This window comes from Acinetobacter sp. YH12108 (genome assembly GCF_013419055.1).
Classification (GTDB): Bacteria; Pseudomonadota; Gammaproteobacteria; order Pseudomonadales; family Moraxellaceae; genus Acinetobacter.
Window position 1 is genome coordinate 180,699 of the sequence record NZ_VPAW01000002.1, and the last position, 13,964, is coordinate 194,662.

Below are 13,964 nucleotides of genomic sequence, written 5' to 3' on the forward strand. Positions count from 1 at the left end.
ACTTTTGATCTCTCAAAAGTAAAAGCTCACGTTAAATACTAAAATTTAAAAACTCAAATTTTATTCCACAAACAGCAAAGCCAAACGTACCTGATCATAACCCATACGCGGACTGGTCAGTTCCACGATCGGACGTAATTTAATACTGCCGTCATCATTGAAATGATCTGAGTTTTGACGTTTAGTCAGACGCTTATAAATCTTGCGGACTTGTTCAACAACTTCCTCACCCGGATGAGCTACTGAGATATCCAGCCCTTGCTCTTTATGCAAACGTCCTAAATGATTAATAATAGTGGCAGGTGTCAAGCCACGTTCAGTGGCAATATCGGAAATCTCATAACCTTCTTCAAACAATTCACGGGTTTCATCCAAGGTTGCAGTCGCGTAGTTTTGCTTGCCACCATTTTTGGCAATTTTCTTCTCATTACGCTGGATCTCGACTTCATTCAAAGTGCCACCACAATGACGGATAAAGGCCTTATGCTGTACAGTCAAATCCACGTTTTCAAAATTCGCTTCTGCTTCATCTGACAGTTCCTGAAAACGGCGATCAGCCTTAATGGCAAGACTATCCAGTTCCAGAGCCTGTTCATTAAAGCCTTTCAAGCGTAGACCATTTAAGCTTTTTAAACGGGATAATGCTACATAGCCCTGACCTTTTTCAAAGGTATGGCTCAGGTCAATCTCAGCAGCTTCTAGCGTCATGCCTTGAGACTTATGAATGGTAATCGCCCAAGCCAGACGTAGTGGAATCTGCTGGAAACTGGCAATGGTTTTGCCTGCTTCATTATCCACTGACCAGGTTTCAGGCTCTACAATTAATGTAGTTCCATCTGTCAGTTTGACCTTTGGCAGAACACCATGCTCATCATCATCTTCAAAGCCGATCACTTCACCTAAGCTGCCGTTGATATAGCCCATATCGAAATTATTTTTCACGAACATGACTTTGGCATGTTTTTTCAGGGTTAAGGCTTCGGGTGCACGGACTGAAGACTTCAAGGTTTCTATCAGTTTTTCATTACCATCACATTGCGCATCAAACTGGCGGGGATCCTGATCAATTTCATTCAGATGTTTAAAGTTAATGCTGTCGACATCCATATTGTGGGTATAGAGACGTGTATAAGTATCGCCAATATCCTGCTGACGTGTGGCCTGTAGTGCTGAACGATGTTCAGGTGAAATGGCCTGCGCACGAATGGCATTCAGAATATCATTCAGATAATCATTACCCTGACGATGCTGCTCGGTCAGATAACAAATCCGAAACTTGGCTTCAACCCAGGCATCCGACATAAAGCAGAATTTATCGCGGTTACGCTCATCATTTTTTCCAACAGGCGGTAACTGGAAAAAGTCTCCTGCAACAATGACTTGAATCCCGCCAAAAGCTTCATCGCTTTCCTTGAAATATTTTAGCACCTGATTGACCAGATTGAGCTGCTTGGCATGCAGCATAGAAATTTCATCAATAATCAGAACTTGCGCATTTTCCAAGTGTTCTTTCAGGTATTTACGCTCTTTCATCCGCTTCAGGTCTTCTTCAGACAAAAAGTCTTTGATCCCGATCCCTGCCCAAGTATGAATGGTCATGCCATTCATATGCGTTGCCGCAATACCAGTCGATGCAGTAATGGCGACCGACACCTTACGGGCTTTCAGATAATTAATATATTGATTGAGCGTATAAGTTTTCCCTGCACCCGCAGAACCGGTTAAAAAGACATTTTCCCCTGCTTTTAAGAGTTTAAGTGCAGTTTCCTGTTTCATAAAAGAGATACCGTAAAAGAACGGCTATAGCCTAACGATTTTTGCCGGAAAAGTTAAGCTTCACGGACAGAAAAGCATTGAATCAGGTCAAGCCTGCAGGTTTAACCAGTTAATAAAATGCTGGGCAATATTGATATATTCAACTTCCGCTTTTTGATTATTTGGATACTCAAGCTGGTCAAAGATGACTTGGTCATTCTGCAACTGACAGCCTAAAATCAGAGGTAATTTGATTGCAGGATGTGACATGCGAAAAGCCACATATTCACCTTCGACTATACGCTGTGCATAACTTGCAGCCAGACAGTTCCGGAATATTCTGGCCTCTTCAATAATCCGCTCTAGTGTTTTCAACTCCTCAAAACGCCAATTAAAATACAGTAGAAAATGTGCCTGTGTCAGCGGCCTCCAGCTGGCTAAAGCAAAGTCTTTTTTGAGCTTGGCAATAATTTCCTGCTTCTGAATCTGCTCATGCCAGGCAACTGCCTGCATAAATAAACTGGTCCAGCTTAAATTCTTAGGCACTTCTGTTTGAGTAGAAAAATACTCCGGCAGATAATCGCGGATATAACCGTCAAAACAGGATTCCCGCACATGCCGGGCGTGTAAATAAAAACGCTTCCTGAACTCTACAAATGGAATCTGGTTACGTTGTAGCACGTTATAAAAATTACGGTCTTGCTGAGTTTGAGGCCGAATATAAGCCAACACATCCTCAGGCAAATCACAGGTAATCTTATACAGATGCTGCATATAAGCTTGCATCACTCGGCTTAAGTTGGCATAGACCCTTTTAGTTATCTGATCATCCATTGCCACTACATCCCGCAATAATCCGATCCATTCATCCAGATATAAAATCGATGGACTAATCGCAATACGATGATCCTCAATAGCCTGACGCGTCCCTTTGAGAACAACTGTTCGATTCCGCTCATGCTCAAACCAGCAATGCTGAAGAGCATATTGATGAACATCATCAATAAACAGACGTGCTGCGATATATTGAAAATATTGCAAGGTAGCTAAAACAATCTGCGGATGAACATGATGCGTATCGATAAAGCTTAAAGCTGTTGCCGCCACCCGCACACTGCTATGTTGAATATTGCTGCTCAGCCAATCCAAAATTTCCGCAGGCTGTTTAAATAACCAGTTCACTACCCGATGACAGTCAAATAAAGGAAGTTTGGCGACTTTTTTCTGCCATAAATAAGGATTATTTTCCAGAAAATTGCGTTTGGATAGCAGATCACTCCGATGCCAGCTATCACGATTCATCAGCCGTACAAAGCCCAGTAGATGACTTTGCTCTTCGGCATGCCGATACAGCAAACGGATATCGTCAATATGGTCATTCAGCTCATGCAGATTGAACCGGTTTTCAAAGGATAAGGAGATAATCCGGAAAGTCGCTGGGTGCAGAAACTCGGGCGCACTGAAACAGAATGCATCCAGACTGTCCATCACTGACTGAATCGATAGAAACTCATCTAGCTGCAAATATTGCAAGGAAAAGATTTGCTGTAGCTGTTTTAAAACATGCGCCGGAATCTCATGTCCACTTTGAAGACAATTACTGATACAAGGCTGAGTATAAACTTCGGCTTTAATCATAAAGGAGTCGATGATTTCAGCCTGCACAAGCGACATCTGTTTTAAGCAATTAGCAACTCGGTCAGGCGCATTAACCCATATATAGACTTGATCAATAATAAGTTGACGGAGCTGTTTGGCTTTATCACGTAAAAACAGGGAATGCTGGGGCTTTAAATCGCCAGTCAGAAAGTAAATATCCTGAAAGAAAAACTCTTCCAAAGCCTCTGCTTTAGCCAGCCTGGAATCAATCTGCATTTCTGCTAAGGCATGGGGACTTTCCAGATTTAAATCTTGAGGTGTATATAGCTGTATATTTAATAAGCCATTAAGCAGATCAATTCGATGCTCATCCTGATGAATCCTGAACAAATTCTGGGCATTCACATGACCAATAAGCGCCATTTGATCCAGATACAGCTGATTTAACTCAGGAAAAATAATGAGGCATTGTTCAGCGAGCTGTCTGAATGGCAGTAACAAACCCTCCTGTTCCATATTTCCCCCTTCGTTTTAACCCTATTGAGTTACAGACCTACTGAATTTCAATCCTTTAAAATCGCTTTTTCCTTTCTATTACAGAAATTGAAGCATGGTGATTTTTTAGACGATTCGATCTCAATGTAAAGCAAAGCAGGAATGATGAAAAGACCTAGACTTCATCTTGCCGACGTCTGTCAGCCAACAGTTCTAGCCCCTGATAGATCTTGTGTTGTAAATACTCACGAAAATCAATCAGATCATTCTCGTGCTGCACATGATGAATTGGCTGCCGCGGCATAAACTGAAAATAAAAAGGCAAGCGTTTGGGAAACAGATTTTTAGGTAAGGAAGGAATCACGTCACCATGACGTAATAATTTATTGAGTTGGGGAATTTTTAATAATTTTTGAAAATACTTATGTTGAATGATCTTATTGGCATCAAATCCAATCTCATAGATTTCATCACCGCCGAGTGCAGCAAAAGGGACTATATCGTATTGAAACTCTTGAGCCAGCTTAAGGAAGCCATAACGCTCTTTCCAAATCAGCTGATACTGCTCACCTTCCCGTTTCAGCACTTCACGGCCACCCCCCGGAAAGACCAGAATCGAGTAGCCTTGCTGCATGGCCGAGCGGACATAGTCCTGTATGCCATCAATAGCACCAAATTTCTTCACTGCTTCACGCTATAGCGGCACATAAAAATGGCTATGATCAGCAATACTGACCACAGCCACTTGATGTTCATTGTACAGGTAATCAATCAGCATTGGCGCATCAAAGATGCCATACATGGAATGATTACCGACATACATTGCAGGTCGACTGGCATCAATATTTTCAGCCCCTAAAAAAGTAGGCGTGAAATACAGTTTGGATAAGGCACTTAAGCGCCTGATCCATGCTGCGTCATGCTTGACCTGCAAAATATACTCCCGGCTTACGCCACGCGTTTTTGTACCAGGATTGAACCCACTGAATAGCCTGCACCAAATGAACACAGTACGCCATATTCGCCGTCTTCAACTTCATTTGCAGTACGATGTAAGGCAATAATGACACCTGCGGAAGAAGTATTGGCAAACTCATTCAGAATGATAGGTACCAGACCTGGTTTGGCATTTTCTTTACCCACTACCAGTTTCAGAATCAATTCATTCATGCTGGCATTGGCTTGGTGCAACCAGAAGCGTTTTACATCTGTAGGTGCAATATGATTTTTCTCAAGTTGAGCAGTAATCATCTTGGCAACCAGTGGACACACTTCTTTAAATACCTTACGACCGTCCTGACGGAAACGTTTGTCGTCAATATCTGCATTTTCAGACGTATTCAGGAAGCCGAAGTTATTACGGATATTGTTTGAGAACTGGGTAAATAATGATGTATCCAGAATCTCGAAACCGGTTTTAGTTTCAGTATCTTCAATGATCGATGCAGTTGCGACATCACCAAAAATAAAGTGACAGTCACGTGAACGGAAATCGGTATGTGCAGAGGTAATTTCGACATTTACCAGCAATACACGACGTGCACCTGCTTTGATGGCATCGGCAGCCTGTTTTAAACCAAAAGTTGCTGCTGAACATGCGACGTTCATGTCATACGCATAACCTTGAATACCCAGAGCAGTCTGGATTTCAATCGCAACCGCAGGATAAGCACGTTGCAGATTTGAACATGACAGGATCACAACATCGATATCTTCAGCAGTGACACCAGCATTTTCCATCGCCTGTTTTGCTGCGATCACGCCCCATTCTGCCTGAAGGGAAATTTCATCATCTGAACGTTCACGTAGATTTGGACGTAAACGTTTTGGATCGAGGATGCCAGTTTTTTCTGACACATAACGGCGTTGTACGCCTGACGCTTTTTCAATAAATTCTGCGCTAGAACCACGACGCGCATCTAATTCGCCTGCAGCGATTTTATCTGCATTTTCGTGATTATACAGTTCCACATAAGCATTTAAACTTTCAACTAACTCTTCATTGGTAATGACATCTTCCGGATGGAACAAGCCAGTACCCGTAATACGGATGCCCATGTAAAACTCCTTCTCAAAATGACCTATATCTTAACTGATTCCAAGACGTTCCCATACTTTTTGCAGGCGAGTTGGAGAAACGGGTGTTTTCGTTTTCATCGGTTGAGAAAACAATGAGATCCTTAACTCCTCAACCATAAAATACAATTCTTTAAGGCGAGCGTCATTTTTAAACTTAAATAATTTTTCCATCCACGGATCAATTTGGTCAATGGCGGAATCATCCCTCTGTAGGTTATTTGGCAAGCGCTCTAAACGCAAGATCAGGGCTTTCAAATAACGTGGAAATTCTGACCATACGTCGGAAGGTTTCCGATAAACGAAGTCAGAAAGATTCATCAAATCAAGCTGATCCTCAATGTCATCAATATTTTTTCCAAATATAGATGGGTCTAAAACCAGTAATTTACGACGGATTTCCTGCCACTGGATATAAATATCCGTGATTTCTTTCAGTGCAGTCTGGCCATGAGTCAGGAAAGATTTTTTTACATCCTCTACCAACTTTTGGAACTCTTGCATATTGACAGGCAGCTCATTAATTGACAGGTGCAGTGTGGCATAAACTAACATTTGCTCCAGTTGGGCCTTATCGCCAAGCGGTGAATATGCCAGTGCCAGCGGTTTGGAAATCTGTTTTTTCAGCTGACGCACCAGATCTCCGAGCTGCATATGCACCAGCCGAATGATCCCTTCACGATGCTGTTTGACGGCTTCAGCCTGATCATTAAAGGTCTGAATCACGACACCAGATTCATCTTTCTGTTCCAGTGCAGCAAAGTCTTTGGTAGGAACCAGTGCCTGATATTGCTTAACGACTACACCCGTCACTTTCTGCGATGCTTCAAAGACAAAGTTTTCCGGGAAGGTTTTAAATTCACCTTTTAACTGTTTCACCGGGCTATGAGTTTCAGTACGGCAACGGGCTTTTAGCTCGGCCAGATCACGGCCTTGTTCAATCACGTGACCTTTTTCATCTATCACCTTGATCAAAGGCAAGAGATATTGCTCAACCCGATCCAGACTAAAATCTTTTTCTGTAATCTGCTCGCCACGCAACTGGAAAGCCAGAAAACTGAAAATATGCTCACGTAAATTTACCGCATCAATACGGGCTGCCAGCTTTTTCGCAGTATCTGGAATCGGCACCAGACTACGGCGTTTATCTTTAGGCAAAGTCTTTAATAAAGCTTCGATCAGTTCCAGACGCCAGCCTGGAACCCCCCATGACCAGATATTTTCATCGACCTGCGGCAAAGCCTGCAGCGGAATTTTAACCGTTGCACCATCTTCATCATGACTTGGGTCAAAACGATAGCTGGTCGCCAGACGCAATTCACCATTACGTAAATAATCCGGAAACTGTTGTGTGGTTGGACGATCATTCAGCCACAGTGCATCATCATCAATAAACAGATAACGTGGATCATGTGGCTCTACCGTGGCACGCCAGTCTTCAAAACTGCGGCGACTCGCCACTTCTGGTGGTACTTTGGAGGCATAGAACTGGTAAATGGTTTCTTCATCCACCACCAGATCACGACGGCGCAGTTTGTCTTCGACCCGTTCCACTTCTTCCAGTTTCAGCAGATTATGCTTCAGGAATGGGGGATTAATACCGAGATTGCCAGTAGTCAGTGCATCACGCAGGAAGATTTCATGTGCAGCTGGCTGATCCACTTTCTCATAATTGACCGGACGTTTCGGCTCGATGATCAGACCGAATAACGAAATCTGATCATAGGCATTGACTACACCCGCTTTTTTCGACCAGTGCGGTTCGAAATAATGATGTTTCAGCAAGTCACGCGCAGCTAGCAGAATCCATTCCGGCTCAATTTTCGCTAGAGTCCGTAAATACACTTGTGAGGTTTCAACCATTTCAAAAGCCATCACCCATGGGGTATTGGTTTTGTGCAGCGTTGATGCCGGGAAAATTCGTGCTTTCTGCTGACGAACTGCCATAAACACATTACGTTCATCAGTCTTGTTGGCAATAAAAGACAGTAAGCCAGTCAATAAAGCGCGATGCAGATTTTCATAACTGGCTTTCTTTTCATTAAAGGACAGTTTTAAGCCTTTAGCCAGATCCACCAGCTGCTCATGAGTTTTCTTCCATTCACGCAGACGTAACCAGCTCAGGAAATGATTCCGTGCAAAAGTACGACGTTTGTTTTCGCTCATACTTTCACAGTTATTATGCAGGGTATCCCAGAGCTTGATATAAAACAGGAAATCTGAATCTGCTTCACGGAACAAGGCATGTTTCTGATCAGCCTGCATCTGCTTATCCGCAGGACGTTCACGTGGGTCTTGTACTGCCAGCGCCGCGACAATTACCAAAGCTTCATTCAGTGCACCAAAATGGGCACCGCCAAGAATCATTCGCGCCAGACGTGGATCAATTGGCATTTTTGCCATTTGCTGACCGATCTTGGTTAATCCCCCTTGTGTTCCCCCTTTATTAAAGGGGGAAGAAGTTCCCGACTGCTTTTCGTCGGCAACTTTAGGGAGATTTTTCTCTGTCATTGCCCCAAGCTCAATCAAGAGCTTGCGACCATCATTGACCAGGCGGTGATCTGGTGGCTCAATGAAATCAAAATCTTCCAGTGAACCTAGGCCCAGACTTTGCATCTGTAAAATAACGGATGCCAGATTGGTCCGTTTAATCTCAGGTTCGGTAAATTCAGGACGACTTAAAAAGTCCTCTTCACTGTACAGACGAACACAGACGCCTGGCGCAATACGGCCACAACGGCCTTTACGCTGATTGGCAGCAGCTTGAGAAACCGCTTCGATCGGTAAACGCTGCACCCGTGAACGATAGTTATAACGGGAAATACGGGCAAAACCGCTATCAATCACATAACGAATATTCGGAACAGTTAATGCTGTTTCTGCTACGTTGGTGGCGATAATAATCCGTCGACCGCCGCCCGATGGATTAAAGATTTTTTGCTGTTCAGCCAGTGCCAGACGCGCATACAAAGGAAGTACTTCAGTATGGCGTGGACCATGCTTGATCAAGGTTTCCTGCAGTTCACGAATTTCCTGTTCGGTACTGGCAAAAATCAGGATATCAGCATGTTCCGGATGACCTTTTTCCTGTGCATCCTGAAAACATTCTTCTACTGCTGCAACCACTGCACGGGGCAGATTTTCTTCAAAATCATCAAACTCGTCGTCATCACTGCCGACAATGCTCATTTCAGAAATTGGACGATAACGCACTTCTACCGGATAGCTACGTCCTTCCACTTCATAGATCGGCGCACCATTGAAGTAGTTACTAAAACGGTTTACGTCCAGCGTTGCCGAGGTAATGATCACTTTTAAATCTTTACGACGCGGCAACAGCTGCTTGAGATAACCCATGATGAAATCGATATTCAGCGAGCGTTCATGGGCTTCATCAATAATGATGGTGTCGTATTTGGTCAGGAACCGGTCATTGGCCAACTCTGCCAATAAAATACCATCCGTCATCAAACGGACGATCGAATCCTGTGAGCCCTGTTCATTAAAACGGACTTTAAAGGAAATTGATTCACCCAGTTTCTCGCCAACTTCTTCTGCAATACGCTGTGAGACGCTACGCGCAGCTAGACGACGTGGCTGGGTATGGCCAATCAGACCAGTCAGGCCTCGACCTGCCAGCATGGCGATTTGTGGTAATTGCGTAGTTTTACCGGAACCGGTTTCACCAGCCACAATAATGACCTGATGTTGCTGGATCGCTTCAATCAGCTTGTCTGCATACTGGGTAACAGGCAGATCCTGATTCAGCTTGATATTGGGAATGCGTTCGATACGCTGCATGACTTTGGCATGCGATTTTTCAAATAATTCTTGATATTGCTTTTGGTTGGCATCTTTACCTTTTTGGAGTCGATTTAAACGATGACGGTCACGCGCCATAACGAGCTGATCTACATTTAAAGGACTCTGCACTGAGAAAACACCTGATATAAAAAAAGACAATAGGCAGCTATTTTACGCTGTATTGCCCCTAAGCGAAAGAACAGCCATTTTGAATATTTTTATAATTTTTTAATTTTTGCCCTTGAATTTTACTGCTTGCGGCATCATGTCTGAAGAGGCATTAAATCGGGGTGAGTCTTGTCATGATGTATTCACCATTCTACGGTTGAATCATTTATATCAAGAGCAATGCTGTTTGTGCTGATGGTGTTTTATTTTTAGCTTAATTCGGTTTTTCCGATGTATGTTATGTAAAAATACTGTTTCAGCAAGAAAAATAATTTCTGTACCCTATCGGAAATTAAATACAAACCTCAATCATGGAGACAATGATGAGCTTAATTAATACTGAAGTTAAACCGTTCAAAACAACTGCGTTCCAAAATGGTAAATTCATCGAAGTAACAGAAGCTGACCTTAAAGGTAAATGGTCTGTAGTATTCTTCTACCCAGCTGACTTCACTTTCGTTTGCCCAACTGAACTTGGCGACCTTGCTGACAACTACGAAGAATTCAAAAAATTAGGCGTTGAAATCTACTCAGTTTCTACTGACACTCACTTCACTCACAAAGCTTGGCACGATTCTTCTGAAGAAATCAAAAAAATCCAATACGTAATGGTTGGCGATCCTACTTGGACTCTTGCTAAAAACTTCGACGTACTAATCGAAGCTGACGGCCTTGCTGACCGTGGTACTTTCGTGATCGATCCAGAAGGTAAAATCCAAATCGTTGAAATCAACGCTGGCGGTATCGGTCGTGATGCTCAAGAACTTCTTCGTAAAGTTAAAGCAGCTCAATATGTACACGCTCACCCAGGCGAAGTTTGCCCAGCTAAATGGAAAGAAGGCGACGCAACTCTTGCTCCTTCAATCGACCTAGTTGGTAAAATCTAATCTGTATTAGATTGAACTGATTTAAAAAAACCACGCTTTTAGCGTGGTTTTTTTATTTGAACATTTATTTGATTGCTCTATTGGCCAAACGTTTTATTTTCCTTTTTCTTCTATCTAAAGCCATCCTGCCAAATCTTTATTTTTCACTTTAAAGATCATATAAAAATCAGGCATGCATATTGCATCCTCTCCATAACAATCCCCTACTTATGCTTACAATTCAGTTATACATCTTCAATGTCAGTTGGCATAAGTTCAAGACATAAGATAATAATATTCAGTGGAGGAAAACGTATGCAAAAACTGCTAACCGTGATCTCATGGGCTTATAGTCCTTCTAGCCGCCACCTGAAAATCATTTATAGCAATGGCGATATAGAGCTCTACCATCCTGTTCCCGAATTTGTTTATGACAACCTGTTAAGACGACAAGATAAAATGGCCTTTGTACAGAAATATCTTGAATACAACTTACATTTCGACCGAGTTTGCCTGTTTTAATTTAACTAATTTCTGCTTAACGATAAGTCACTATGAGTAAGCCAGCTCCAATCGGCAATGTACTCATGATAAAACGTGAATCCTGCTGGATCAGCTGAACAAATTCTTCTACTTCCGCAGCATGTGAAATCACATTATCCACCAGCAATACTCCACCTTTTGGCTTGAGCAATCGGGCCAAATGGGTCCAATAATCCACATAAGCATCACGTTCCGCATCTAACAATATAAAATCAAATACGTCCTGCTCAGCTTGCAGATAATACAAGGCATCTGTCACTTTAAAATCAATCAAATCCTTTAAGCCTAGCTGATTTGCATACTGCTCGGCCTGCGCAACTCTTTCTGCATCTATTTCTAATGTTGTAATCATCGCTTGAGTCTGCCGGGCAGCTTCGGCCAGCCATAAAGTGGAATAGCCTGTAGAAGTCCCAATTTCCAGAATACGTTTGGACTGCTGGGCACGAATGAGTAATGATAAAAATCGGCCTGATTCAGGCTCAATATTTCGATAGCGTTGCAGACGTTCAGTTTGCTGAAGATCATGCGCATGAAAGGTCTTATACAGCTCCTGCATGAAACTTTCAAAATGTTGTAATTGATTCATTGCTCTTCCCTGAGGTTATCTAAATAAATTTTTTATGGATTGATTAAAGTGCCTGAACCAATTTAAAGCGTTCTACTTCACGATTATCACTGGTATTAATACTTTCCGTAAACATGGATAGCGGTCGAACCCAAATCGAATAGTCACCATAAAGACATTGATAAACCACCAGCTTTTCCTCCGTTTCACTATGTGTTGCCACATGCAGGACCTGATAAAGTTTACCCTTATAATGTTGATAAATACCGCGTTGTAATTCCATCGTTCAACTCTCAAATGCAGAATTCCAATCTTAACTGAAAAAGACCAATCACACTTTAAACTACTTGAAAATTCATGCTAAGCACCCATATATAAGCTTGAAATTAATCATGAATTTTTCAATACATTTGCAAAACCGATCAAATTTATAAGAACAAACTGTTTTATCTATTTATCGATTTAGCTTAGTATCTACTTATCGAATGAATTCTTACTCCTTTGGAGACGTTAGCAATGTTAGATCAAAATACTTCAGCTCAATTAAAAACACTACTTGAACGTTTGGAAGGCCCGATTGAATTAGTGGCAACTCTGGATGGCTCTGACAAATCAGCCAAAATCAAAGAACTGGTTGAGGAAATCGCGCAACTTTCTGATTTAGTCACTGCGCGTTTTGATGGTACCAACAAACGTGCACCAAGCTTTGGTGTGGCAAAAGCCGGTGAACAGCCTCGTGTGTTCTTTGCAGGCTTGCCGATGGGCCATGAGTTTACTTCCCTGATTCTGGCATTGCTGCAAACTTCAGGCTATGCACCAAAAGTCTCTGCGGAAGTTCTGGAATCGATTAAAGGCTTAGGGATCAAATCTGACTTTGATGTATTTGTCTCACTCAGCTGTCATAACTGTCCGGATGTTGTTCAGGCATTGAACCTGATTGCTATCTATAACCCGGGTACAACAGCAACCATGATTGATGGGGCTTTCTTCCAGGACGAAGTGGAAGAACGCAAAATCATGGCCGTACCAATGGTCTTCCAGGACAATGAACATATCGGTCAGGGTCGTATGACACTGGAAGAAATCATTGCCAAATTGGATACCAATGCCGCAGCCAAAGATGCTGAAAAACTAAATGCCAAAGATGCATTTGATGTGTTGGTGATTGGTGGTGGACCTGCAGGGAATACTGCAGCGATCTATGCAGCACGTAAAGGCATCAAAACTGGGATCGTGGCTGAACGCATGGGCGGTCAGGTCATGGATACCATGGACATTGAAAACTATACGTCAGTGCAAAAAACCCAAGGTCCAAAATTTGCGGCTGAAATGGAAGCACACGTTCGTGAATACGGTGTTGACATCATGAATCTGCAACGTGTCTCAGATATCAAAGGTGCAGATAGTACAGCGAATGGTCTGGTAGAAGTAACTTTAGAAAATGGTGCGAAACTTGAATCTAAAACCGTGATTCTGTCTACTGGTGCACGCTGGAGAGAAATGAATGTTCCAGGTGAGGCAGAATACAAAACTCGTGGTGTAGCGTACTGCCCACACTGTGATGGTCCATTGTTCAAAGGTAAACGTGTAGCGGTAATTGGTGGCGGTAACTCGGGTGTAGAAGCTGCGATCGACCTTGCGGGTATTGTTGAGCATGTAACGCTAGTTGAGTTTGATACAAAACTGCGTGCGGATCAGGTACTTCAAGATAAATTGAACAGCTTGCCAAACACCACCGTAATCAAAAATGCGCTTTCTACCGAAGTGATCGGTGATGGTTCACAAGTCACAGCGTTGAAATACAAAGACCGTGCAACTGATGAAGAGCACACTGTTGAGTTGGCTGGGATCTTCGTTCAGATCGGTTTGTTGCCAAACACCGACTTCCTGAAAGGAACCGATGTTGAGCTAACTAACCGTGGTGAGATCATGATTAACGAGCGCAATGAAACCAATGTCAAAGGTGTGTTTGCTGCAGGTGACTGTACCACTGTTCCTTACAAGCAGATCATCATCGCGACTGGTGAAGGTGCCAAAGCATCATTATCTGCCTTCGACTACATCATCCGTTCTGGTCAGTAATCCTTAAAATT

At 42.8% G+C, this 13,964-nt stretch carries 9 protein-coding genes and 1 pseudogene; 3 read left to right on the forward strand and 7 right to left on the reverse strand.

The window, feature by feature from the left end:
• Positions 1-60: 60 nt before the first annotated feature.
• The 5 genes and pseudogenes from FTU46_RS02380 to hrpA form a co-directional block, all read right to left on the reverse strand.
• A complete protein-coding gene (locus tag FTU46_RS02380) occupies positions 61-1,776 on the reverse strand; it encodes an AAA family ATPase (protein ID WP_180104260.1) in 1,716 nt (571 codons plus the stop codon).
• 87 nt (positions 1,777-1,863) lie between these two features.
• On the reverse strand, positions 1,864-3,870 hold the full coding sequence (locus FTU46_RS02385) for a hypothetical protein (RefSeq protein ID WP_180104261.1): 2,007 nt from the start codon (positions 3,868-3,870) through the stop codon (positions 1,864-1,866).
• A 154-nt stretch (positions 3,871-4,024) separates the two neighbouring features.
• Positions 4,025-4,783, reverse strand: a pseudogene (locus FTU46_RS02390) (1-acyl-sn-glycerol-3-phosphate acyltransferase).
• Positions 4,784-4,797: 14 nt separating this feature from the next.
• Positions 4,798-5,907: a beta-ketoacyl-ACP synthase III gene (locus FTU46_RS02395; RefSeq protein ID WP_004784039.1), complete on the reverse strand. Its 1,110-nt coding sequence runs from the start codon at positions 5,905-5,907 to the stop codon at positions 4,798-4,800.
• Positions 5,908-5,937: 30 nt separating this feature from the next.
• Positions 5,938-9,858: an ATP-dependent RNA helicase HrpA gene (hrpA, locus tag FTU46_RS02400; RefSeq protein WP_180104262.1), complete on the reverse strand. Its 3,921-nt coding sequence runs from the start codon at positions 9,856-9,858 to the stop codon at positions 5,938-5,940.
• A 362-nt stretch (positions 9,859-10,220) separates the two neighbouring features.
• On the opposite strand from hrpA, the gene ahpC reads away from it, so the two are divergent.
• Positions 10,221-10,784, forward strand: a complete 564-nt coding sequence (gene ahpC / locus FTU46_RS02405) for an alkyl hydroperoxide reductase subunit C (protein ID WP_004784041.1) — start codon at positions 10,221-10,223, stop codon at positions 10,782-10,784.
• Between the two features lie 294 nt (positions 10,785-11,078).
• Positions 11,079-11,285, forward strand: coding sequence for a KTSC domain-containing protein (locus FTU46_RS02410; protein ID WP_004784043.1), 207 nt, complete (start codon positions 11,079-11,081; stop codon positions 11,283-11,285).
• Positions 11,286-11,301: 16 nt separating this feature from the next.
• Here the strand turns inward: FTU46_RS02410 and FTU46_RS02415 are convergent, their stop codons facing one another.
• Positions 11,302-11,892 carry an O-methyltransferase gene (locus FTU46_RS02415; RefSeq protein ID WP_180104263.1) on the reverse strand — a complete coding sequence of 197 codons (591 nt, stop codon included), beginning with the start codon at positions 11,890-11,892 and terminating at the stop codon, positions 11,302-11,304.
• Positions 11,893-11,935: 43 nt separating this feature from the next.
• Entirely contained in the window at positions 11,936-12,154 is a 219-nt protein-coding gene (locus tag FTU46_RS02420; protein WP_180104264.1) for a DUF1653 domain-containing protein, read from the reverse strand.
• A gap of 233 nt (positions 12,155-12,387) precedes the next feature.
• Here FTU46_RS02420 and ahpF point away from each other — a divergent pair, with 233 nt between their 5' ends.
• Complete coding sequence (ahpF, locus tag FTU46_RS02425) at positions 12,388-13,953, forward strand: alkyl hydroperoxide reductase subunit F (RefSeq protein WP_005236514.1); 1,566 nt, start codon at positions 12,388-12,390, stop codon at positions 13,951-13,953.
• Positions 13,954-13,964: the final 11 nt, after the last annotated feature.